This is a genomic window from Arthrobacter sp. lap29 (assembly GCF_032458965.1).
GTDB lineage: Bacteria > Actinomycetota > Actinomycetes > Actinomycetales > Micrococcaceae > Specibacter > Specibacter psychrochitiniphilus.
Genome location: NZ_JAUCEK010000010.1, coordinates 97755 through 121134, shown reverse-complemented (window position 1 = coordinate 121134; position 23380 = coordinate 97755). Strand labels below are relative to the sequence as shown.

The following is a 23380-nucleotide window of genomic DNA, read 5'->3' as shown; positions in this document are numbered from 1 at the left end:
GCCTAGTGCAGCTCAGAAATTGAGCGCAGGGAATGCTTGCAGCCGTTGCAAGGGTGGTGCGTGCTTAATAAATGTTGAGGGTCCGTTCCACCCTCAACACCTTGCGGCGCATCACGTATTTACGCTGTCCACCCATGTACAAGGTGCTGCGCGCCAATTCCCACTGGCCATATTCTGCATGTTCACGCAGGCGCTGGTAAGCGCCGGGGACTGATTCACCCGGGGTTAGCGTTATCTCGAGGTATTCGTAATGATGCAGGGGAGCCCCGCGCCCGGCAGGGGCTCTCTTGAGATTTTCACGCATGAACAGACCTTCCTCTGGGCCGTGACGGCAGCTTGTATATCCCAAGCTACCCTTTGCCGCGCTCAGAGGAAGGCCTCCACCCGGAATAAGGACTTTCAAGTTCCCTAACTCACTGGTACCGTCAAACGCATGAGCATCGATCCCCGCACAGCACTGAGTGCACTGACCACAGCCTTGGAAGAACACTTGGTGGCTGCATCAGCTCGCCGCGGGGAGGAAGATCCCATTGTTGAAGCAACGTTCCTAGGCATTATTGACGCCTTTGAAGCCTACGAAGAAGCTCTCTTCGACGCCTTCGATGAAGTGACGCCCCTTGTGATCTACGGCGAAGACGGCGATGACGGCGAATTTGACGACGATGATTTCGACGGCGACGGGACTAGTGACAACAGCGACAACGGTTCGGACTCAGCGCAGAACGGTCCCAGCAGCGACTAGAGCCTTATGCGGCTGACTTTAGCGCGGCTGGATTGGGAGCGGCTGACTTTAGTACAGCTGACCGGAGGCAAGCACCCGTTAATCCTGCCGGGAAACTTCACAGAGGACACTTACTATTTGTTCGGGCAGCTGATCCAGTGACGAGCTCAGAATGTCCTGGAGTTGTTCTTGTGTGCGCGGGCCAACCACTGCGGAGGCAACGGCGTGGTGCTCGAGGAGCCAGGCCAGCGCCACATCAACGGGTGAGCGGCCCAATCCTTGAGCGGCCGTCACCAGCGCGTCAGTGATCCAAACCGGGCGGCCTTCCAAGTACTTTTCCACGTAGCTGGCCATGGTGCTGCTGGCTCCGCGTGAGTCAGCTGGAATCTGGCCACGGTACTTTCCGCTCAGGACACCGCGTCCCAGCGGAGCCCAGCACAAGAGCCCTGCGCCCACGTGCTCTGCTGCGGGAATGATTTCCGCTTCTGCCTCCCTCGCCACCAGGGAGTACTCCACCTGGTTGGCCACTATTGTGGCCTCGGATAGGGACGCGGCGCGTGCCAGCTGCCAGCCGTTGTAGTTGGACACTCCCGCATAGCGGACACGCCCGCTGCTGACAGCAAATTCCAGGGCGCCAAGCGTCTCTTCCAACGGAACGTTCTCATCCCACACGTGCGCCAACCACAAATCCAGGTGGTCCGTGCCCAACCGCGCCAATGAGGCATCCAGTCCGGCCAGCATGGCACGGCGTGAGGTATCCACCATGCGTCTGTCATTGCGGTGGCTAATGCCTGCCTTGGAGACCAGGACAACATCGCTGCGCGGGACTACATCGCCGAGCAACTCGCCCAGAATTGCCTCACTGCGCCCCTCAACATAACTGACGGCAGTGTCCAGCGTGGTGCCCCCGGCGTCGATGAAATCGCGTAGTTGTGCCCGTGCCGTATCAGCGCTGGTTTCATTTCCCCAGGTCATTGTGCCCAGTGTCAGGGCAGAAACGCGCAGTCCGCTGGTGCCCATGAATCGTTGTTCCATAGCTGCAAGCTTACGGTGAATTAGCTGTGTGAATTGCCCGGCCCGGCGCCCCTTGGCCGCCACGGCCCCGCACATGCTCTAGGCTAAAACCCGTGAACTGGTTTGAAGCTGCCTTCTTAGGCCTTGTCCAGGGCCTGACTGAATTCCTCCCGATTTCCTCAAGCGCCCACCTCTTTGTTGTTGGCAAATTCCTGCCTTCCGGCGCCGATCCTGGGGCGGCCTTTACGGCTGTCAGCCAGTTGGGCACGGAAACTGCAGTGTTGCTGTACTTCTGGCGCGACATTGTGCGCATCATCAAAGCCTGGTGGGGTTCGCTGCGGGGGCGGGTGCCGCGCACCGATCCTGACGTCCGCATGGGCTGGTTGGTCATTATTGGCAGCCTCCCCATTGCAATTTTGGGTGTGGTGTTTCAAAGCCATATTGAATCCACGCTGCGAAACTTGTGGCTGGTTGCCGCCACCCTCATAGTCTTTGGCCTGTTTCTGGCGGTAGCTGACCACGTGGCCAGCCAGAAACGTGAGCTCAAGGATCTGAGCTACAAGCACGGCATCCTTTACGGCTTTGCCCAGGCGCTGGCCCTGATTCCCGGGGTTTCGCGCTCAGGCGGCACCATCACGGCAGGCCTGCTCATGGGATACACCCGCGAGGCGGCGGCGCGTTACGCATTTTTGCTGGCCATTCCCGCAGTCTTCGGCAGCGGCTTCTATGAGCTGTACAAGATTTTCGGTAAGCATGAGGGTGCGGCGGGACCGTTTGGCATAGGCGAAACAATCCTCGCTACGGTCATTGCGTTCGTTGTGGGATATCTCATCATTGGCTGGTTCCTGAAGTACATCTCAACCAAAAGCTTCCGGCCCTTTGTTTGGTACCGTATTGGGTTGGGTTTGCTGTTGTTTATCCTCCTGGGTACCAACGTCATTACCCCCTAACATCCTGACAGTCTTGGGAAGCCGCCGGGGTAGTTCACAGCAAGCTTCGTGTTGTTTGTAAGTTGCGAGCTATATGCTGGTGCCTGTGAAAACTTGGAAGACCCACGCCCTGCCTCAGTTGCCCGGCGTCATGCCAGCCCTTTCCCTGCATGAGACCACACGCCAACGCGTAGTTACTCTGGCAGATACCGGTCCGGCCAGCATGTACGTTTGCGGCATTACCCCTTACGACGCCACCCATATGGGCCATGCCGCAACTTATGTGGCCTTTGACTTGTTGAACAGGGCCTGGCGTGATGCCGACCGCACAGTCAACTACGTTCAGAACGTTACGGATATTGATGATCCGTTGCTGGAACGGGCCAACCGCGACGGCGTTGACTGGCGTGAGCTGGCAGTAGCCCAGACGGAGCTGTTCCATGCTGACATGGAGGCTCTGAATGTTCTGGCACCGGAGCACTACATTGGTGCCGTCGAATCCATTGAATGGATCGTCCCAGAGATTGAAAACCTGGTGGTACAGGGGCTTGCCTACGCTGTTGAGGGCAGTGCAGGAGAGCCCGACGGCGATATTTACTTCTCCGTGGAAGGCGCCTCATCGGCACAAAAACTTGCCGAACCCGAATCGCCGTGGTGGCTGGGTCAGGTTTCGGGCCTCAGTCAAGAACAAATGCTCCCAGTCTTTGCCGAACGCGGTGGGGACCCCGCCCGCCTTGGCAAGCGCCACCCGCTCGATGCGCTGCTGTGGCGGGTAGCCCGGGACGGCGAACCCTCATGGGATGGTTCCTCCCTGGGTGCCGGACGGCCGGGCTGGCACATTGAATGCACCGTCATTGCCCAACGCTTCCTACCCAAGCCCTTCACCGTGCAAGGTGGCGGCAGTGATCTCATCTTCCCGCACCATGAAATGGGTGCCGGTCACGCCTACGCACTGAGCCACACGCCCATGGCCTCACATTACGTGCATACCGCCATGGTCGGTTTAGACGGCGAGAAAATGAGCAAGTCGCTGGGCAACCTGGTCCTCGTCTCGCAACTTCGTGCCGACGGGGTAGACCCAGCCGCAATCCGGCTGGCCATCCTGGCCCACCACTACCGAAGCGACTGGTTCTGGACTCAGGAACTGTTGGAAGCGGCGCAGGACCGTTTGGACCGCTGGCGCAAGGCAGCACCTCGGGCCGCCGAAGGCTCCGCAAAGGTGCTGCTCGCCGAGCTGCGAGCAGCCCTCTCACAAGACCTGGATGCTCCGCGGGCACTGGCAGCCGTGGATGCCTGGGCAGAACTATCCACAGTCAGCGACGCGAGTAAAGCATCAGACCGTGATGCCGATCTGGTCTCCGACACGCTCGAGGCTCTGCTGGGGATCGAACTCTAAAGACCTTTGCACAGCGCCGGCAGCTAATGGAGCGCTACTGCTGCTCGTTACCGCGCCGGCGCAGATAGCGTTCGAATTCCTGGGCGATGGACTCCCCGGTGGCTTCGGGGAGTTCCGCAGTGTCCTTGGCCTCTTCGAGCTGCTGGACATAGGCGGCAATTTCCGCGTCTTCTGTGGCCAGATCATTGACGCCGCGTTCCCAGGCGCTGGCATCCTCGGCCAGCTCGGCGGTAGGAAGGGAAACCCCCAGGTAATCCTCAATTTTATTGAGCAGGGCCAGTTCCGCCTTGGGGGAGGGCGCCTGGGCCACATAGTGAGGTACGGCTGCCCACAGGGAAACGGTGGGCAGCCCAGCCAGAAGGGCCACCTCGTTGAGCACACCCACAATTCCTATGGGGCCCTCATATTGGGACGGTTCAAGGTTCAAGCTGGTGGCGAGCTGTTCGTCGTCGCACGTTGCTGTGACGGGGATGGGGCGGGAGTGGGGAACATCTGCCAGTAGGGCTCCTACCAGCACCACGTAGTCAACGTTCAGTTCGCCGGCCTTGGCCAGTAATTCCGCCGTGTAAGCGCGCCAACGGTAGGACGGTTCAATCCCGTGCACCAGGACCACATCAAGAGAAGACCCGGGCACGGAAGCTTTGGCGATCTTGGTGACGGGCCACTTGATTTTGTGTCCGCCGGTAGACGTCAGACGAACTTCAGGCCTGGTGAACTGGAAATCATAGTATTCATCCGGTTCAATCGAACCCACCCGTTTGGCATCCCACAGGTGGTGGAGGTACTTCAGGGCATCGCTGGCAGCATCACCGGCGTCGTTCCAGCCCTCGAAGGCGGCCAGCAGGACGGTAACGCGCTGCCCGCCGGCTGCCGCTCTCAGGAACGCTGCCGGTTGCTTGGCTTGCTCATCATTGAATCTGCTCACCTGCCCAGCCTACGGGCCGAAGCTGTTTGCGGCATCACCCACCACGCGCGGCTGTGGAAAAGCGGCTCTTCACGTCCTGCCACGTAGACTAGGGGCATGCTTTCACCCACTTCTGCCATGAACCTTCACGAGACTTCCGCCGCTCTGGTGCTTAAAGCCGTCCTGTGGGACATGGACGGGACCTTGGTAGACACCGAACCTTATTGGATTGCCGCTGAAATCGAGCTGGTGACGGCCCATGGCGGGTATTGGGATGAGGAAATGGCTCACGCCCTGGTTGGCAATGCGTTGGATTCCACCGCCAAGGTACTCCAGGGTGCCGGTGTGGACCTTTCCGAGCGCGAGATCATCGACTACCTCTCCAACTCCGTGGTGGCCGGGCTGCGCAGAGAACTTCCGTGGCGCCCGGGCGCTCGGGAATTGCTGGCTGAACTGCATGGCCGGGGCGTGCGCTGCGCCCTCGTGACCATGAGCGAACGTCATATGGCGGCGGAAGTGGTAGCCGCTCTGGGCGAGGAATATTTTGAATTCCTGATCACCGGCGATGAAGTCACGCACGGCAAACCGCATCCCGAACCGTATCTGCTGGCTGTGAAAGAACTGCAGCGCAGCGATCCCGGCCTGACCCTGGCCCACTGTGCGGCTCTGGAGGATTCCGTTCCGGGAGTCGCCTCGGCCATTGCGTCAGGGATGGCCACCATCGCCATCCCCAATGCCGTTCCGTTGGGTGAAGATGCCCGCCGCACCACCTGGGACACGCTTGCGGGAAAGAGCCACGACGACGTCCAGGCAGTTCTCGCCGCACACGCAGCTTTTCTCGATGGTGACGCAGCTTCTCTCGCTGGTGACGCAACCTCGGCCGGGGCTGCTTTGTGAACGGTTCCACCGGCAGTGTGAAGCAACGGCGTGAAGGAATGGTGCTGGGCTCCGTCAAGGGAACACCCATCATCTTGGCCAACTCCTGGTTCCTCATCGCCACCATCACTGTTTTGATCTTTGGCCCGCAGCTACAAGCCGGGTTTGGCGGCTGGGCCTATCCGGTTGCTTTTGCCTACGCGCTGCTGTTGCTCTTGTCTGTTTTTATTCACGAGTTGGCCCATGCCGTGGCGGCAAAGATGTACGGCTGGCAAACCCACAAAATTGTTTTGAATCTCTGGGGTGGCCACACCGAATTCGATTTCAGCAAGGCCACTCCTGGCAAGGCCTTGGTAGTAGCGTTTTCAGGGCCCGTCGCTAATTTTGTGTTGGCGGGGCTGGGCTGGCTTGTCAAGACTGCGCTGCCCGTGCCGCTCTCGACTGAGCAAGTCACCCTGGGAGGGTCCATTGCTTTCCTCTTGGCCAATATTTTCATTTGGGCGAACCTGCTGATTGGTCTGTTCAACATTTTGCCCGGCTTGCCGCTGGACGGTGGCAGGCTCGTGGAGTCAATCGTTTGGAAATCCACAGGCAGCCAGGAAAAGGGTACCGTGGCGGCTGGTTGGGCCGGGCGCATCATTGTGGTGTTGATTGTTGCAGTGGTGTTGGTAGTACCGTATCTGCAGGGTGCGCAGCCGCAACTGACAACGTCATTCATTGTGATCTTGCTGGCGGGTTTCCTGTGGATGGGAGCTTCTGCCTCCATCAAGGGGGCAAATATGCGCCTGCGCCTGCCCGCCATCACTGCTGGCGCCCTGGCCGCACCCGCGGTGAGCGCTTCCCTTGAATGCACCGTGGCCCAGCTCTGGACGCTTCGTGGACAGTTTCCTCAAGAGCCCATAGTTCTCTTTGGCCGTGACGGCCGTCCTACGGCAGTGGTTGACGAATTTGCTTTGGCCCATGTCCCGCCACAGGCTGCGCTGCTCACCCCGGCCAGCGCGGTGGCGAGGACCCTGTCCAAGGGAGCCTACGTTCCGGAGGCGGCCTCAGGCGTGGAGCTTGTCTCCTACCTGGCCCAACTTCCGGATAAGGAATATGCGGTCATTAACCTGGAGGGGAAAGTCACCGGCCTGCTGAGCCAGGCGAAGGTTGTGGCCGCCATGACCGGCAAGGGCACTGCCTGAGGGCCGGCAAAACTCGCCAGCCATAAACCTCGCCAGCCTGAAACCTCTTCGAGCTCTTCCACCTTTTCCAGCTTTTCCACTATTTTTTCCGGCCCGCCAGGCGCGGGCTGCAAACGCTGAACTTTGAGAACCAAACGTGAGGATCCATTTAGATGAAGCAAGACCCAACAGCTCAAGATGCCGGCCAGGCGCCGCACGGTGCGGCTGCCCGCCGCGGTACTTTCCGCCCCGGGGAGCGTGTACAGCTGACTGACGAGCGCGGCCGCATGAACACCATCACCCTGACACCCGGAACGGCGTACCATACGCACAAGGGCTTTTTGAATCATGATCTGCTGATCGGCTCTCCCGAGGGCTCCATGGTAGAAAGCAACGTGGGCCAGCAATACCAGGCACTGCGCCCCCTGCTCTCTGACTTTGTGCTTTCCATGCCCCGCGGTGCGGCAGTGGTGTACCCCAAGGATGCCGGACAGATCATCACCATGGGAGATATCTACCCGGGTGCTCGTGTAGTTGAGGCAGGTGTGGGATCCGGCGCGCTGTCCATCTCGCTACTTCGAGCCGTGGGAGACAACGGCTATTTGCACTCTTTTGAACGCCGTGAAGAATTTGCAGATATTGCCCGTGGCAACGTGGAAACCATTTTTGGCGGCCCCCACCCGGCCTGGAAGATTTCCCTCGGAGACTTCCAAGACCAGGTGGTGGCACAGGAAGCTCCCGGCAGCATTGACAGGGTTGTTTTGGACATGCTGGCACCGTGGGAATGCCTCGACGCGGTAGCCACGGTGTTGGCGCCCGGCGGCGTCTGGATCAACTATGTTGCCACCGTGACTCAGCTCTCCCGCACGGCCGAAGCCATTAGGGCAGATGGCCGGTTTACCGAGCCTGACGCTTGGGAATCAATGGTGCGCGGCTGGCACCTTGAGGGCTTGGCCGTCCGCCCGGACCACCGCATGGTGGCTCACACCGGTTTCCTCATGGTCACGCGCCGGCTCGCTGATGGTGTGACGGGAATGTCCCCGAAGCGCCGCGCGTCGAAAACCGATTTTGCGCAGGAGGACCTCGACGCCTGGACACCTGCGGCTGTGGGCGAACGGTCCGTCTCGGACAAGAAGCTGCGCCGCGCCGCACGTGACGCCTCTTCCACTGTGCAGACCAAGCGTAATCAAGAGCAGTCACAAGAAACAGAAACCCGCCAGGACGGTTTCGGCGAGCAGTAGCAGTATGCTCGGCACTACCGGTTAGCCACGGCTGCGGCGGGATACGCTGCGGAAGGACACAAGGTCATGAACGACTCAACGCACTCCACACCCGAAGATCCGCAGGATGGCACCACGCCTACTGCGGTTCCCCCCTCGCCCGGCTCTCACGGCTCGGCCTATTCGATCGGTCCAGGCCAACAAGCGCTCCTGGAGCGTCAACTCAATGTGCTCCGGGACAAGGCCCGCAACCTTGACCGGGCGTTGGCCTCGGCCACAGCCAATAACTCCAAGCTTGTGGCGGTACTGGAAACAGCCAAGTCTGAAATCCAGAAACTGCGTTCGGCCCTGGAGCGTGACGGTGAGCCACCCTACAGTTTCGGCACCATTGTGGCCTTGAACCGGGCCACGCCCACCAGCGGAGCCAGCACCGCGGTGACCTCGGAAAGCATTGACGTATATGCCTCAGGGCGCAAGATGCGGGTAGGCATGAGCCCGCTGCTGCGCATGAACGAGCTCTCCGTGGGGCAAGAAGTGCTGCTTAATGAGGCGTTCACCGTGATTGCGGCGCTGGGGTGCACCGATGTTGGGGAACTTGTCACCGTGAAGGAATTGTTGGGCACGGACCGCGCCTTGGTCATTGGCCGCTCCGATGATGAACGGGTGCTGCGGCTCGCTGGTACCTTGCATGGCGCCGTCAGGGTGGGGGACGCGCTCACCATGGATGCACGCACCGGCTACGCTCTGGAAAAGATCCCGCGCTCCGAAGTGGAGAACTTGATACTGGAGGAAGTGCCGGATATTTCCTATGCGGACATTGGTGGGCTTGCCTCCCAGATCGAGCAAATTCGTGATGCCGTGGAACTTCCCTTCCTGCATCCTGACCTCTACCGCGAACACGGGCTCAAAGCGCCCAAGGGCATTCTTCTCTACGGCCCGCCCGGCTGCGGAAAGACGCTGATTGCCAAGGCTGTGGCCAATTCACTGGCCAAGCGGGCGCGGGAACGCTCAGGTGTTAAGGATCAGAAAAGCTACTTCCTCAACATCAAGGGACCTGAACTGCTGGATAAATATGTGGGGGAGACCGAGCGCCAGATCCGGCTGATCTTTAGCCGGGCCCGCGAAAAGGCCTCCGACGGCAGCGCCGTGGTGGTGTTCTTTGACGAGATGGATTCACTGTTCCGTACCCGCGGTACGGGGGTTTCTTCCGATGTGGAAACCACCATTGTGCCCCAGCTGCTCAGCGAGATCGACGGCGTTGAACGCCTGGATAACGTGATTGTCATTGGCGCCTCCAACCGGGAAGACATGATTGATCCAGCCATCCTGCGTCCCGGCCGTCTTGACGTCAAGGTCAAAATTCAGCGCCCGGACGCAGAGTCTGCGGCGGACATTTTTACTAAATATGTCACCACATCCCTGCCGTTCCACGCCGATGACGTTGCAGCGAACCACGGCAGCCTCCAAGAAACCGTTGACGCAATGGTTCAGCGCACGGTTGAGGCCATGTACGCCACGGACAAGGGCAATGAATTCCTTGAGGTGACCTATGCCAACGGTGATACGGAAATGCTGTACTTCAAGGACTTCAACTCCGGTGCGGTGATTCAGAACGTGGTGGACAGGGCCAAGAAATATGCCATCAAGGACCTGCTGACCAGTGGTGAGAAGGGCATCCGGATTGAACATATGCTGCGCGCGGTGGTGGATGAGTTCCGTGAGCATGAGGATATGCCCAACACCACCAACCCTGACGATTGGGCAAGAATTTCCGGGAAGAAGGGTGAGCGGATCACCTACATCCGCACCATCGTCCAGAGCAAGGAAGGCCAAGTGCCTGGCCGGACCCTGGAAACCCTGCCAAACACGGGGCAGTACCTGTGAGTGCCGTCCGTGTCATGGGTGCCGAGACGGAATATGGGATACATGCTCCCGGCACCCAGGAGTTCAATGCCACGTGGCTTTCCGCCCAAGTGGTCCATGCTTACTCACGCGAAACCAGTCACCGGGCGTCTGCTGGCGGGGAAACCCGTTGGGACTATACGGACGAGGACCCGCTCGCGGATGCCAGGGGCTGGTCCATGCCCCGGGCCGCAGCGGACCCCAGTCAGCTCACGGATAGCGAACCGATTCTCACGGCAGCCCAAATCGCTTTGGAGGGCGGGGATGTAGGTGATCACGGGTGGAACACGGGGGCGCCCATGATGAACATGGTGCTGGGCAACGGGGCGCGGTTGTACGTGGATCATGCGCACCCGGAGTACTCTTCACCGGAAGTCTCCAACCCGTTGGATGCCGTGCGCTGGGACGCTGCCGGAGACTTGGTGGCGCTGGCTGCTGTGCGCAGAATTGCCGCCACGCCCGGCATGCCGGGCATTAATCTGTACAAAAACAATACGGATAATAAATCCGTCTCGTACGGCAGCCACGAAAATTATTTGATGCCACGCAGTGTCCCCTTCAAGGACATTGTGAGCGGCTTAACAGCATTTTTCGTCACTCGCGCACTCATGTGCGGAGCTGGCCGTGTGGGCCGGGGTCAGGACGGCTCGGGCCTTGGCTTTCAGCTGAGCCAGCGCGCGGACTTCTTCGAAGCGGAAGTGGGGCTGGAGACCACCATTCGGCGCCCCATCATCAATACCCGTGACGAGCCACACGCCACGGCCACTAAGTACCGGCGCCTGCACGTCATTATTGGTGACGCCAACTTGTGTCAAGTATCGAATTTCCTCAAGTTCGGCACCACCGCGCTGGTCCTGGACATGATTGAACAAGGATCGGCACCAGTTATTGAATTTGCCGACCCCGTAGCAACTCTGCAGGCCGTCAGCCACGATTGGGAACTCAAAGAACTCCATCTACTGAACAATGGTGAGCTGGTCAGCGCCCTGGAGGTGCAGTGGCACTACTTACACGCCGCCAAGGAACACTGCGCCACCAACGGCTCCAGCCACCCAGAGACCGGTGACGGACACAGCGCGCAGGTCCTGGCCAAATGGGAAGAGGTTCTCACGGCGCTGGGGGAGGACCCCATGTCCCTGGCCGGACAGCTGGAATGGGTGGCCAAGCTGAACCTGCTTCAGCAATACCGTCTCCGCGACACCATGGACTGGGATGATCCCCGGCTGGGTCTGATAGACCTGCAATGGTCTGATATCCGCCCTGAAAAGGGACTGTACTACAAGCTCTTAGCGCATGGCCGGATCGAGCGGATGGTCAGCGATGAATCAATTGCCGCCGCAGTTCTGCAACCGCCCACAGACACTCGGGCCTATTTCCGGGGCCGCTGCATTCAGAACTTTGGCCCGCACGTTGTGGGTGCCAGTTGGGACTCGGTGATCTTTGAACTCCCGCAGCAGCGCAGCCTGCAGCGGGTCTCCACCAAGGAACCACTGCGCGGGACGGAGGCGCTGACGGGTGATCTGTTTCGCACCCACACGGAACTGCCAGATTTCCTCGCCGCATTGTTAGCCGGCGGAAACTAGCCCCCACGCTGGCTTGGGTGCACCACGGCCCGCCCACTACACGCAAACCCGGCGGGTCCGTGGCAGGATGGGAACAGCTAGTACTATCAGGCTCCGAGCAATCAGTTACGAAGGATGCATCATGGCTTCTCAGGAACAGAAAAACGTCTCCTCCCGTGCCGAGGAAGAACACGTCGACGAGCTTCCCGTACCAACCCCGGCCCCGGATTCGGCAGCAGCCCAGGTAGCCACTTCCGGTTTGGATGACCTGCTGGATGAGATAGATGGGGTGTTGGAAGTCAACGCCGAGGAATTTGTGCGCGGCTTTGTCCAAAAAGGTGGCCAGTAGCGGCCATGGCGGGCACCCGGCACAGCGGTTTCCCCGCGCTGGAAGGTGAGGGCTCCTCGTCGTCGTTCCTTGATTTTGTGAGCCGGAACAATCCCGGATTATTGCCCTTTGGGCGCGATCTGCCCGCTGGCTCCATGCCCGCAACCCCGCACGGCACCACCATTGTGGCGTTGACATTTGCCGGTGGGGTGCTCATGGCGGGCGACCGCCGGGCCACGATGGGTACCATGATCGCCAGCCGCCACATTGAAAAAGTGTTCCCCGCTGATAAATATTCGGTGCTGGGCATTGCCGGGACGGCCGGGATCGCCATTGATATGGTGCGCCTCTTCCAGGTGGAACTGGAGCATTACGAAAAAATTGAGGGAACGCGGCTTAGTCTCGAGGGCAAAGCCAACCGCCTCGGGGCCATGGTACGGGCCAACCTGCCCATGGCGCTGCAGGGACTTTCGGTGGTGCCACTCTTTGCCGGGATTGAATACGGCGCAGCCACTGGACGCTTGTTCTCCTACGACGTCACCGGTGGCCGCTACGAGGAACTTGAACACCACAGCGTGGGTTCCGGCTCGGTGTTTGCCCGCGGCGCCCTGAAGAAGCTGTGGCGCCCGGAGCTATCCGAGGAGGACGCCGTGGCTGTTGCCGTGGAGGCGCTCATTGACGCTGCCGATGATGACAGCGCCACGGGCGGCCCGGATCTCATCAGGGCGTTGTGGCCCGTGGTCTATACCGTGAAGAACGACGGCGCCACCCGGGTTTCCCAGGAGGCGTTGGCCGCCGCCGTGGCCGGGATTGTGAAGCACCGCAGCATCGAACGCAGGGAGGCCTGAGATGTCGCAGCAATTCTATGTCTCACCTGAACAAGTCATGAAGGACCGGGCCGATTTTGCCCGCAAGGGCATTGCCCGCGGCAAATCCGTTGTGGTGCTCAGCTACCGCGATGGTATGGCCCTTGTGGCCGAAAACCCTTCACCGACGCTGCACAAGATCGGTGAGATTTATGACAGGATTGCCTTCGCCGCGGTAGGGAAATACAACGAATTTGAGAGCCTGCGCCAAGCGGGGGTGCGCTACGCGGATGTTCGCGGCTATTCCTATGACCGGGTGGATGTGACGGCCCGCGGGCTGGCCAGTGTCTACGCCCAAAGCCTGGGCACAGTCTTCACCGCCGAGCAGAAACCCTTTGAAGTGGAGCTGGCCGTGGCCGAGGTGGGTGTCTTTGAAGCAGGGGATCACATCTTTCGGCTCAATTTTGACGGCTCCATTTCTGATGAGGCCGGCTTTCTGGCGATGGGCGGGCAGGCCGATGCCGTGCAGTCCACCCTTGAACGGTTGTGGGTGCCCGGGGCGTTACTGGCCCAAGCACTGCACTGGGCTGTAACCGCCCTGGCAGCGCCCCGCATCTCCACCGGCGCGTCCGAGACCGGGCGCATCCACTTACTTGATGCCACAACGCTGGAGGTTGCCGTGCTGGAGCGCAACGCCTCACGGGTGCGCGGTTCGCACCGGGCCTTCAGGCGCCTGGGCGCCGCTGACGTGGCAGCGCTCCTGGCGAGCGGGAAGCAACCCCCAACGCCCTCACCGGCGTAACGCCCAGCAAGCTGCCCAGCAAGCTGCCCAGCAAGCTGCACATCATTGACTCAACAACTGCAAGGAGAGAAGACCGGTGGACCGGCGGATATTTGGCATTGAAACCGAATTTGGCGTTACTTACTCTGCGCCCGGGGCTAAGCCCCTCTCACCGGAAGAAGTAGCCCGCTACCTGTTCCGCAAGGTGGTCAGTTGGGGGCGCTCTTCCAACGTCTTCTTGCCCAACGGCTCAAGGCTGTACCTGGATGTGGGCTCACATCCGGAATATGCCACGGCTGAATGTGATGGCATAGGCCAGTTGATTGCCCAGGACCGTGCGGGGGAGCTGATCTTGCACGATCTGGTGCAGGAAGCCCAAGGACAGCTGGCACGTGAGGGATATGACGGGAAGATCTTCCTGTTCAAAAATAATATTGATTCAGCAGGTAACTCGTACGGTAGTCATGAAAACTATCTGATTACCCGCAAGGGCGAGTTCAACCGCCTGGCGGATATTTTGATTCCTTTCCTTGTCACCCGGCAGCTGATCGCCGGTGCGGGCAGGGTGCTGCCCGCACAACAAGGTGGGAAATTTGCCTTCTCACAGCGGGCTGATCATATTTGGGAAGGTGTCTCCTCAGCTACCACCCGTTCCCGGCCCATCATCAATACCAGGGATGAGCCGCACGCCGATGCAGAGCTGTTTCGCCGCCTGCATGTGATTGTGGGGGATTCAAATATGTCAGAGACCACCACCATGTTGAAGGTGGGCACCATGGATCTGATTCTGCGCATGGTGGAGGCCGGCACCATTATGACTGACATGAGGTTGGAAAACCCCATTCGCAGCATTCGTGAGATCTCCCATGACCTCACAGGAACCCACCCCTTGAAGATGGCTGATGGCCGGACCATGACCGCTGTAGACATTCAGCGCCACTATCTGGGGAAGGTCTCGGACTTTGTCCGCTCACACGGGGCCCACAACAACCTTGTCCCACGGATTCTGGATCTGTGGGAAAGGACCCTTGATGCTATTGAGGCTGAGGATTATTCAACTATTGACACCGAAATTGACTGGGCCATCAAGGCAAAACTGCTAGGTTCCTACGCAGATCGGCACAATCTTTCCTGGGGTTCCCCGCAGGTGGGGCAGCTTGATCTGCGGTACCACGACATTGATCCCCACCGTGGCCTTTTCAACATGCTCGAGCGCCGCGGTGCGGCCGCTAAACTGGTGGATGAAGCGGAGATTGTGGCAGCAGTGGACACGGCGCCGGCCACCACCCGGGCCCATCTGCGCGGCAAGTTTGTCAACGCCGCCCGGGAATCCGGGCGGGACTACACGGTTGACTGGGTGCATTTGAAACTCAATGACAGATCCCACCAGACTATTCTGTGCAAGGACCCGTTCAAGAGCGTTGACGAGCGCGTTGATGAGTTGATTGCTTCCCTTCACGAGCAATAGCTAGTGAACCGACAGCTTTCATTCAGCTTTAAACGATAAGCTGGACCCGGCCCGGTGTTACCCATCACATGGGTGTGCTGTGCCCGATTGAACTTCTTGCTTGATGTCATGGTTTCCTTCACGTGGCGCCGGCACCTGACCTGATTCATCCCGCCATCGAAAGTGTTTCTGTGCGTCGACTTCTTGCACTGCTTCTTCCGCTTCTGCTTCTTGTGACCGCCTGTTCACAAGAAGCCAACTCCTCATCACCGGAGGCAACAGCGAATGCCTCCGCGTCCGCGCCGTCGGCCAATGCCGAACTTCTTGCCTCGGTCAAGGCCGTTAGCGAAGGTGATGGGAAGGCCCCCAAGGTAACCTTTGACAAGCCCCTGAGCGTCCCGTCCGAGGCCATGCGCTTGGTATCCCCTGGTGACGGTGCACAGATCAAATCCGGACAGTCCGTTGAATTCCGTGAAATATCCATGAACGCCGCCACGGGTGACGTCTTCCTGGAAAACTTCAGCAAGCCCAGCGGTGGTTCCATCGTGTTGAACGATTCCTTCAAGGATCAGTTCGCTGTTGTCTACAACACCTTCACTAGCGCCAAGGTGGGCGCCTACATCGCCTACGGCATCCCGGGCACTGCGGCAGTGGCAGCCACCGCTGAAGCCCCCGAGCAGCCGGCCCAGCCCGCCAGCTTGAGCGTTTTCCAGGTCATGTCCGCCAAGGATGCCCCGCCGGCAGCCAAGGTCATGAGCAGTGAGGACGTCAAGGCATTGGCCAAGGCTGGCAAGCTGCCCACCGCCAAGTTTGATGCCAAGGGTGTCCCTAGTATCACCATCCCCAAGAATGACGCGCCAGCAGATTTGGCCGTTGAGGTGCTGACGGAAGGCACCGGTGCGGTCCTGACGGCGAAGGACACCATCTCGGCGTTCTACACCGGCTGGACCTGGGACGGAAAGTCCTTCGATTCCGCCTATGAGCGTGGCTCTGCCAGCGAATTCCCGCTCAACGGTGTCATCCAGGGCTGGACCCTGGGCTTGACCGGCCAGAAGGTTGGATCCACAGTGCTGCTGACCATCCCCGCGTCCATGGCGTATGGCGAGAACGCGGCAGCCCAGGGCAAACCGGCGGGTCCGCTGGTATTTGTTGTTAAGATTGAATCGAAGAAGTAAACAACCCTGTAGAAGGAGCACCATGTCTTTTGGAGCACGCAGTTTTGACCGCACCAAGCCGGAAATTGACTTCCCGGCACACGCTGTCCCCACCGAATTGATGATTGAAGACATCATTGAGGGCACCGGCACCGAAGTAGTGCGCGGCAGCACCGTCTCAACCCATTACGTGGGTGTCGCCTTCTCCACCGGCGAGGAATTCGATTCCTCCTGGGGCCGCGGCACGCCGCTGGACTTCAAGGCCGGTATTGGCCAGGTCATCCAGGGCTGGGACCAAGGCCTGTTGGGCATGAAGGTTTGCGGCCGCCGTCGTCTGGAAATCCCCTCGGAGCTGGCCTACGGCTCGCGAGGCGCCGCCGGCGCCATTGGCCCCAACGAAGCACTGATCTTCGTGGTGGACCTGGTAGCAGTTCGCTAAGTCGCCGCTTCAGCAAGAATGCCGTCGTTTGACGCAAATGCCAAGGTTTAAACTGTGGCATTTGCGTCAAGCGGCGGCATTTTTTGCTCGTAACGTGGGTGCAGTCCTGACCGGAAAGCCGAGACCCGCCTAGTACGCTGACAAGGTGCCCACAAAAATTGATGCCACCGAACGCCTGTTGAACCTGGTGATCGCCCTCTTGGGCACCAACCGCGGCTACAGCAAGTCCTATATCCGCAGCCACGTCAACGGTTATGCGGGGGAGGGCGCCACGGCTGCACAAGAGAGCAAGGTGGGGGTGGCCTTTGAGCGAATGTTTGAACGCGACAAAAACCAGTTGGCCGCCCTCGGCATCCGAGTTTCGGCTACGAACAGCTATGACAACGAGCTTGAGGAGCAGTACCTGTACCGGATAGACCCCAAGGATTACCAGGTGCCCCAACTGCGCCTCGATGAGCCCGCCATGAACCTGCTGGCGATCGCTGCGAACTTGTGGTCGGAGGCTACCTTCGGGGCAGCAGCACAGTCGGCGTTGCGCAAGATCGCCACCCGGACCGGGACCAGCTGGTATGAGGATGAAACCACCGTCAGCTCACGTGTCCGCACGGCCGAGCCCGCCTTCGAGCCGCTGTGGGATGCGTTGCGCCAACAGAAATTGGTCAGTTTTGACTACCGTCGCAGCGGAGCGGAGGAGGGCACCACCCGCACTGTGCAGCCATGGGGGCTGGGCAACAAATATGGGCAGTGGTATCTGGCCGGTTTTGACGTGGACAAGGGTCAAGAGCGCAACTACCGACTGAGCCGGTTCACTTCCGAGGTAAAAGTCCACACTGGACAAAGTTTTGACCGCCCCACCGCCTTCTTCATTTCCACCGTGTTGGAGCGCCTTGGTACGGGGGACCCTTACTCAGCCCAGGTTGCCGTCCCGGACGGTGCTGCCCATTCCCTGCGCAGCCGGCTTGGGACAGTGGTGCTGGACACTCCGGCCCGGCCCGGTTGGCAGGTGCTCCGGGTGGAATACCGGGAACCGGAATTAATGGCCGACGACGTTGCCGCCTTGGGAGCCCAGGCACACGTCGTGGCTCCTGCCGGACTGCGTGAGGCGGTGGCCGGGAAGCTGCGCCGGGCGGCGGATGCGGCAGCCAAAGGCCTAGTGGCTGGTGCTAGCGCAGCTGCGCCAATCCACTGGGACAAGCCGCTGAAACTGGGCAAGGCCAAGCGTAGGGACACCCCGGACCGGCTGTTGCGGCTGCTGTCCCTGGTCCCGTACTTGGTGGCCAACCCTGGTGTCTCGGTGGCGGAAGTTGTTGCGGAATTCGCCATTACGGAGAAGCAGTTTCAGCGTGATCTGGATACGCTCAACGTCAGCGGCAAGCCCGGCTACTTCCACGGGGACCTGATGGATGCGACCACGGAAGCCGGGCAGGTATTTATCCGTGACGCCGAGACCCTCGCCAGCCCCCTGCGGCTCTCCCACGAGGAGGCCTGCTCTGTCCTGGTGGGTCTGCACGCGCTCACGGCTGTGCCGGGTAGGGGTGAGGCGGCCCTGGCCCAAGCCACGGAGGCGTTGCGCAATGTGGCGGGCGAAGACGCATGGCTGGCGGACGCCGTGGGGCTGGAATTGGTCTTGGGGCCTGAAATGGGTCACCTGGCAGCACTGCAGCAGGCCATCAATGACAGCCGATCCTGCGCCATCCGCTATCTGGTGGGCTCCCGGGACGAGCTCAGTGAGCGGATCATTGAACCGCTGCGGCTGTTCTCCATGGATTCCGCCTGGTATGTGCGGGCGTGGTGCCAACAGGCGCAGGATCTCCGCAGTTTTAGGGTGGATCGGATCGAGATCCTCAAGGACGCGGGGGAGCAGAAACATGGCCTCGGGGACCAAACCGGATGGCAGCCGGGGGCGGGAATTTATGATCCCGGCAGTCATGACCTGCAGGTCTTGCTGGTAGCGGATCCTGCCACAGCCCAACGCCTGGCGCCTGCCTACAATGCTCGCATGTTCGACGGCGGCCCGGACCAGGTGGGTTTAGCCATCTCCGTCGGCGATACCGCCTTGATTGGGCCCCTCATGGCTCGGCTGGGCGGGCACGCACGCGTAGCCGGACCCGAGGCGTTGCGAATAGCAACGGCCACATGGTTGGCGGAAGCAGCCAGCCACTATGACGCTGTTGGCGAAACCGTCCCGGAAACTCACAGGGGCGATGGATAGACTAAGCAACATGCCTTGGTGGTCTTGGATTTTGATATGGATAGCGCTGCTTGCCGTGTCCTTGCTGTTTGTGGCTTTTTTGGCTTTCAAACTCTGGCAGGGAGCCATGGCAACCATGCGCACCTTCTCGCACGTCTCAGCCGAGGTCACCCAGAACTGGGACTCCAGCTTAGAACGCGCCGAAGTGCAGCACGTCACAGAACCGCGTAATGTAGTTCCGGGCGCGGCAGTTTTTGCAACGCCTGAAAAAATGAAGCATGATTACCTAGCTGCCAAAGAAGAACGGCGTTTTGCCCGCCTTCAGCGGCGCGTCGCCCGCAGGAAAGAACGCGGACAGCTCCAATCCTTGCGCGACATCGAAGCTTTACAAGACGTAGGATGAACCAAAAGGAAAGGCGTTACCGTGGGAAGACTTTTTGAGAGCCCCTGGGCTATCACCATCATCATCATTGTTGTCCTCTTGCTGTTCGCAGCACCGAAACTTCCGGGCATGGCTCGCAGCCTCGGCCAGTCCATGCGGATTATCAAGTCCGAGGTCAAGGAAATGAAGAATGACGGCAAGGACGAGACTCCTCCGTCCGCTCCGCCCGCCGCGCCGCAGAGCACTGATGTGCCTTTCGAAGGCAAGATCGTCAATAACCCAGCACAGGGCGACGGAACCGGTACCGGTACCGGCGCTCAGTCATAGAAACCGTCGCTGAACCGGTGAGTGCCACCAAGGGGCGTAAGGCCAACCCTGAAGGGCGGATGCCTCTCAAAGCTCACTTGATTGAAGCGCGCAACCGCCTCTTCAAGAGTGCCTTGGCCATGCTCCCTGGGGTTGTCATTGGCTGGATCCTCTACGATCCACTGATGTACGCCCTGACGGCACCCTTGCGTGATATCAGCCAAATGCGGAACATCAACGCGTCGTTGAACTTTGAGGGCGTCACAACGTCCTTTGATTTAAAGATTCAAATCTCGCTGATCCTTGGCTTGATTATTGCCTCACCCGTATGGATCTATCAGCTTTGGGCGTTTATCACTCCGGGGTTGACCAAGAAGGAACGCCGCTACACGCTTTCCTACATGTTTGCCTCGGTGCCATTGTTCTTGGCCGGAATTTTTGCCGGCTGGATCATTTGGCCTAACATTGTGCGCGCCCTGACGTCCTTCACCCCCGCAGGTGGCAGCAACATCATGAAGGCCATTGACTACTTGCAGTTTGCCCTGCAGTTGATGCTCTTCATGGGTGTCGCCTTCCTGGTGCCGGTGCTGCTTTTCGCCCTGAACGCCATCGGCATGATTCGGGGCCGGACGTACCTAAAGGCCTGGAGATTCACCATTTTGGGTGTGACGATTGTCTCCGCGATGGCCGCTCCTGGTTCTGATGTGATGAGCATGTTCTTCTTGGCCGCACCCTTGCTGGTGCTGTACTTCGGTGCCATTGGGCTGTGCATGCTCAATGACTTGCGCAGGGACAAACGCGCCGCCAAGAAAATCGTTGAATCTGAAGTGAACGCTGATGTTCCAACACCATCAACGGATCTGGAAATACTCTGATATTTTGACCGGTGCGGCTGGCGTAGGCTTGTACTATGCCTTCCACTGACATGCCAAGCCCTTCCGAACGTTACTTGGCAGCCAAAGTGCGGGTTCAAGACAGCAACACTGACCTTGGTGACTTCAAGGCGGGGCTGAATTTTGAACTCGATGATTTTCAAGACACCGCGTGCCGAGCCGTCCAGGCCGGCCGCGGTGTTTTGCTTGCCGCCCCTACCGGAGCCGGAAAAACCATTGTGGGTGAATTTGCCGTTCATTTGGCGTTGCAGCGCGGTAATAAGGCTTTCTACACAACTCCCATCAAGGCCCTGAGCAACCAAAAATTTCGGGAGTTCTCCGATAAATACGGGGCAGAGAACGTGGGTCTGCTGACCGGAGACACCAGCATTAACTCAGAAGCCCCCGTGGTGGTGATGACCACCGAGGTGCTCCGGAACATGCTCTACGCCGATTCCCACACGCTGGCGGGGTTGGCCTATGTGGTCATGGATGAAGTTCACTACCTGGCCGACCGCTTCCGCGGTGCAGTGTGGGAGGAAGTCATCATTCACCTGCCCAGCGAAGTGGCCGTAATTTCCCTCAGCGCCACCGTCTCCAACGCCGAAGAATTCGGCGCCTGGCTGGGCACTGTTCGGGGAGATACCGCCGTGGTGGTCTCCGAACATCGCCCCGTTCCGCTATGGCAGCACGTGATGGTGCGCCGCGATCTGGTAGACCTCTTCGCTGAGAACGTGGCCTTCGACGAAACCGCCCCCGGAACCCCCGGAGAACGTGCCCCTGCACCTGCCAAGATGCCGAAAATTAATCCCGAGCTACTCAAACTGGCCCGCAGTGAATCGGTCAGCACGGGCAGAGACACGGTTCATGGCCGCAGAGGCGGCAGCGGTTCCCGCGGCCGCGGATACCAGGGTACCCCCTACCAGGAGCGTGAGAACCGCTCCAGCAGCCCCCAGGGGTGGGCTCGGGCAGCCTCACGTCCGCAAGTCATCAGGGCCCTTGAGAGCCAAGACCTGCTACCGGCCATCACCTTTATTTTCTCCCGAGCCGCCTGTGACGCCGCCGTGCAGCAGTGCGCGGCCGCCGGGATGTGGCTGACCACGGAGGAGGAACGGGAGGAAATTGCCCGCCGCGTAGACAATGCCTGCGCCGAACTTCCGGATTCCGATAAGGAGGTACTGGGCTTTTGGGGTTGGCGTGATGGATTGTTGCGCGGACTTGCCGCCCACCACGCTGGCATGCTGCCCAGCTTCAAGGAAGTGGTGGAAGACCTCTTTGCGCACGGCCTGGTCCGCGCCGTCTTCGCAACAGAAACCCTGGCGCTGGGCATCAATATGCCGGCCCGCACTGTGGTGCTGGAAAAGCTGGAAAAGTACAATGGTGAAGCCCACGTGGCCATTACCGCGGGTGAGTACACCCAGTTGACGGGACGTGCTGGACGCCGCGGCATTGACGTGGAAGGCCATGCCGTGGTGCTGTGGCAACCCGGCACCGACCCGGGCGCCGTGGGCGGGCTGGCATCCAAGCGGACGTATCCGTTGAATTCTAGTTTCCGCCCTACTTACAACATGAGCATTAACTTGATTGCCCAATTTGGCCGGACCCGCACCCGCACCATTTTGGAATCCTCTTTTGCCCAGTTCCAAGCAGATCGTTCCGTGGTGGATTTGGCTCGCCAGGTCCGCTCCAGGGAGGAGTCACTGGCTGGCTATGAGAAGGCCATGACCTGCCACCTGGGTGACTTCAACGAATATGCCAAGCTGCGCCGCGAACTTTCCGATCACGAATCCGGCGCTTCCAAGTCCAAGGCCAAGCAACGCCGTGACGCCGTGGCACACTCACTGGCCAACCTGCGCACAGGCGATGTGGTGATGGTGACCGGCGGGCGCAACCCGGGTTACGCCGTCGTGCTTGACGCCGATGGCAAGGCACGGGTTCCCCGGCCCGGGGTGCTGGGCCTGGACAAGGAGTACCGCCGGCTGAACGCACACGAGCTCGCAGGTCCGGTGGAGCCGCTGGGCCAGGTGCGGGTTGCCAAGGGGTTCAACCCCAAGGTGCCCAAGGACAGGCGCAATCTGCTGGCGGCTGTGGAGGCCAAGCTGGCCCAACCCACGGCGGCGCTCCCGGACCGCTCCGCCGCCTTCAATCTGACCGGCTCGGCAGCGGGCGACGATGAAGCCATTGCCACGCTGCGCCGGAATCTGCGCGCCCACCCCTGCCACGGTTGCAGCGAGCGTGAAGATCACGCCCGCTGGTCTGAACGGTGGTGGAAGCTGCGTAAGGAGACCGATGGTATTGTGCGGGCCATCCAGGCCCGGACCAACACGATTGCCCGCACTTTTGACCGGGTCATTGACCTGCTGGCAGGCTACGGCTTTGTTGTAGCGGATCAGGCCGGAAATCTGGTGCCCAGCGAGGATGGCCAGCGTCTGCGCCGCGTATACGGTGAAAAGGACTTGCTCATTGCTCTGACGCTGCGCAAGGGCTCCTTCGCCGACCTTGACGCGGCTGAACTGGCGGCCTTCGTCACTACCTTGGTCTACCAATCCAAGCGCGACGCCGAGGGGAGCCGCCCGCGGATGCCTAGCGTGAGTTTGGAACAGGCGGTAGAAGATGTGGTGGTGCTGTTCTCGCACCTGCAGGCTACTGAAGAGTCTCACAAGCTGCCGCTGACCAGCGAACCTGAGATGGGCCTGGTCTGGGCCATGTACAAGTGGGCCAAGGGCCGGAGCCTGCACGATGCCCTTAATGGCACGGATTTGGCCGCGGGTGACTTTGTGCGGTGGACCAAGCAGGTCATCGACCTCTTGGGCCAGCTCTCTTCGGTGCCAGCTGCGCCGCCAGGATTTTCCAGCACCTGCCGTTCCGCCGTTGCATTAGTGCGCCGCGGCGTTGTCGCTTACACCACGGTCGAGAACGAGCCGGTGCAGAACGAGCCGGGGCAGAACTAGCCGGGGGTGTGCCAGCCCACCATCGCTTCATCGCAC

General features: G+C 60.2%; 22 protein-coding genes. 19 read left to right on the top strand and 3 right to left on the bottom strand.

The window, feature by feature from the left end; all coding sequences use genetic code 11:
- Nucleotides 1–64: 64 nt before the first annotated feature.
- Nucleotides 65–304 (bottom strand): DUF5703 family protein, encoded by a 240-nt coding sequence (locus tag RY113_RS16270; protein ID WP_110106753.1) that lies wholly within the window; start codon nt 302–304, stop codon nt 65–67.
- A 129-nt stretch (nt 305–433) separates the two neighbouring features.
- Between RY113_RS16270 and RY113_RS16265 the strand changes: the two genes are divergently transcribed.
- The gene (locus RY113_RS16265) at nt 434–742 is read left to right on the top strand and encodes a hypothetical protein (RefSeq protein ID WP_315915408.1); all 309 of its coding nucleotides are present in this window, start codon (nt 434–436) and stop codon (nt 740–742) included.
- A gap of 78 nt (nt 743–820) precedes the next feature.
- Here RY113_RS16265 and RY113_RS16260 read toward each other — a convergent pair whose 3' ends face one another.
- Nucleotides 821–1756, bottom strand: coding sequence for an aldo/keto reductase (locus RY113_RS16260; protein WP_110106873.1), 936 nt, complete (start codon nt 1754–1756; stop codon nt 821–823).
- A gap of 92 nt (nt 1757–1848) precedes the next feature.
- On the opposite strand from RY113_RS16260, the gene RY113_RS16255 reads away from it, so the two are divergent.
- Nucleotides 1849–2685 carry an undecaprenyl-diphosphate phosphatase gene (locus RY113_RS16255; RefSeq protein ID WP_315915407.1) on the top strand — a complete coding sequence of 279 codons (837 nt, stop codon included), beginning with the start codon at nt 1849–1851 and terminating at the stop codon, nt 2683–2685.
- An 85-nt stretch (nt 2686–2770) separates the two neighbouring features.
- Nucleotides 2771–4060, top strand: a complete 1290-nt coding sequence (gene mshC / locus RY113_RS16250) for a cysteine--1-D-myo-inosityl 2-amino-2-deoxy-alpha-D-glucopyranoside ligase (RefSeq protein ID WP_315915406.1) — start codon at nt 2771–2773, stop codon at nt 4058–4060.
- Nucleotides 4061–4094: 34 nt separating this feature from the next.
- Here mshC and RY113_RS16245 read toward each other — a convergent pair whose 3' ends face one another.
- On the bottom strand, nt 4095–4985 hold the full coding sequence (locus RY113_RS16245; protein ID WP_110106756.1) for a PAC2 family protein: 891 nt from the start codon (nt 4983–4985) through the stop codon (nt 4095–4097).
- 96 nt (nt 4986–5081) lie between these two features.
- On the opposite strand from RY113_RS16245, the gene RY113_RS16240 reads away from it, so the two are divergent.
- From RY113_RS16240 to RY113_RS16165, 16 genes are all read left to right on the top strand, one after another.
- Entirely contained in the window at nt 5082–5861 is a 780-nt protein-coding gene (locus RY113_RS16240; RefSeq protein WP_315915404.1) for an HAD family phosphatase, read from the top strand.
- Nucleotides 5858–7024 carry a site-2 protease family protein gene (locus RY113_RS16235; RefSeq protein WP_245932235.1) on the top strand — a complete coding sequence of 389 codons (1167 nt, stop codon included), beginning with the start codon at nt 5858–5860 and terminating at the stop codon, nt 7022–7024. The genes RY113_RS16240 and RY113_RS16235 overlap by 4 nt, the downstream gene beginning before the upstream one ends.
- Before the next feature lie 152 nt (nt 7025–7176).
- Nucleotides 7177–8244, top strand: a complete 1068-nt coding sequence (locus RY113_RS16230; protein WP_110106758.1) for a tRNA (adenine-N1)-methyltransferase — start codon at nt 7177–7179, stop codon at nt 8242–8244.
- Between the two features lie 66 nt (nt 8245–8310).
- Nucleotides 8311–10107 carry a proteasome ATPase gene (gene arc, locus RY113_RS16225; protein WP_315915403.1) on the top strand — a complete coding sequence of 599 codons (1797 nt, stop codon included), beginning with the start codon at nt 8311–8313 and terminating at the stop codon, nt 10105–10107.
- 14 nt (nt 10108–10121) lie between these two features.
- Nucleotides 10122–11708 (top strand): depupylase/deamidase Dop, encoded by a 1587-nt coding sequence (dop, locus tag RY113_RS16220; protein ID WP_315915428.1) that lies wholly within the window; start codon nt 10122–10124, stop codon nt 11706–11708.
- Nucleotides 11709–11829: 121 nt separating this feature from the next.
- Entirely contained in the window at nt 11830–12036 is a 207-nt protein-coding gene (locus RY113_RS16215; protein ID WP_110106760.1) for a ubiquitin-like protein Pup, read from the top strand.
- A 5-nt stretch (nt 12037–12041) separates the two neighbouring features.
- A complete protein-coding gene (prcB, locus tag RY113_RS16210; protein ID WP_315915402.1) occupies nt 12042–12863 on the top strand; it encodes a proteasome subunit beta in 822 nt (273 codons plus the stop codon).
- A gap of 1 nt (nt 12864) precedes the next feature.
- Complete coding sequence (prcA, locus tag RY113_RS16205) at nt 12865–13623, top strand: proteasome subunit alpha (RefSeq protein ID WP_315915401.1); 759 nt, start codon at nt 12865–12867, stop codon at nt 13621–13623.
- Nucleotides 13624–13699: 76 nt separating this feature from the next.
- Nucleotides 13700–15070: a Pup--protein ligase gene (pafA, locus tag RY113_RS16200; RefSeq protein ID WP_315915400.1), complete on the top strand. Its 1371-nt coding sequence runs from the start codon at nt 13700–13702 to the stop codon at nt 15068–15070.
- 170 nt (nt 15071–15240) lie between these two features.
- Complete coding sequence (locus tag RY113_RS16195) at nt 15241–16224, top strand: FKBP-type peptidyl-prolyl cis-trans isomerase (RefSeq protein ID WP_315915399.1); 984 nt, start codon at nt 15241–15243, stop codon at nt 16222–16224.
- A 22-nt stretch (nt 16225–16246) separates the two neighbouring features.
- On the top strand, nt 16247–16642 hold the full coding sequence (locus tag RY113_RS16190) for an FKBP-type peptidyl-prolyl cis-trans isomerase (RefSeq protein ID WP_315915398.1): 396 nt from the start codon (nt 16247–16249) through the stop codon (nt 16640–16642).
- A gap of 145 nt (nt 16643–16787) precedes the next feature.
- Nucleotides 16788–18854: a WYL domain-containing protein gene (locus tag RY113_RS16185; protein WP_315915397.1), complete on the top strand. Its 2067-nt coding sequence runs from the start codon at nt 16788–16790 to the stop codon at nt 18852–18854.
- A gap of 55 nt (nt 18855–18909) precedes the next feature.
- Nucleotides 18910–19236, top strand: coding sequence for a hypothetical protein (locus RY113_RS16180; RefSeq protein WP_245932236.1), 327 nt, complete (start codon nt 18910–18912; stop codon nt 19234–19236).
- Between the two features lie 21 nt (nt 19237–19257).
- Nucleotides 19258–19542 carry a Sec-independent protein translocase subunit TatA gene (gene tatA, locus RY113_RS16175; protein ID WP_110106768.1) on the top strand — a complete coding sequence of 95 codons (285 nt, stop codon included), beginning with the start codon at nt 19258–19260 and terminating at the stop codon, nt 19540–19542.
- A 17-nt stretch (nt 19543–19559) separates the two neighbouring features.
- Nucleotides 19560–20396 (top strand): twin-arginine translocase subunit TatC, encoded by an 837-nt coding sequence (gene tatC, locus RY113_RS16170; RefSeq protein ID WP_245932237.1) that lies wholly within the window; start codon nt 19560–19562, stop codon nt 20394–20396.
- A 35-nt stretch (nt 20397–20431) separates the two neighbouring features.
- Nucleotides 20432–23344: a DEAD/DEAH box helicase gene (locus tag RY113_RS16165; RefSeq protein WP_315915395.1), complete on the top strand. Its 2913-nt coding sequence runs from the start codon at nt 20432–20434 to the stop codon at nt 23342–23344.
- Nucleotides 23345–23380: the final 36 nt, after the last annotated feature.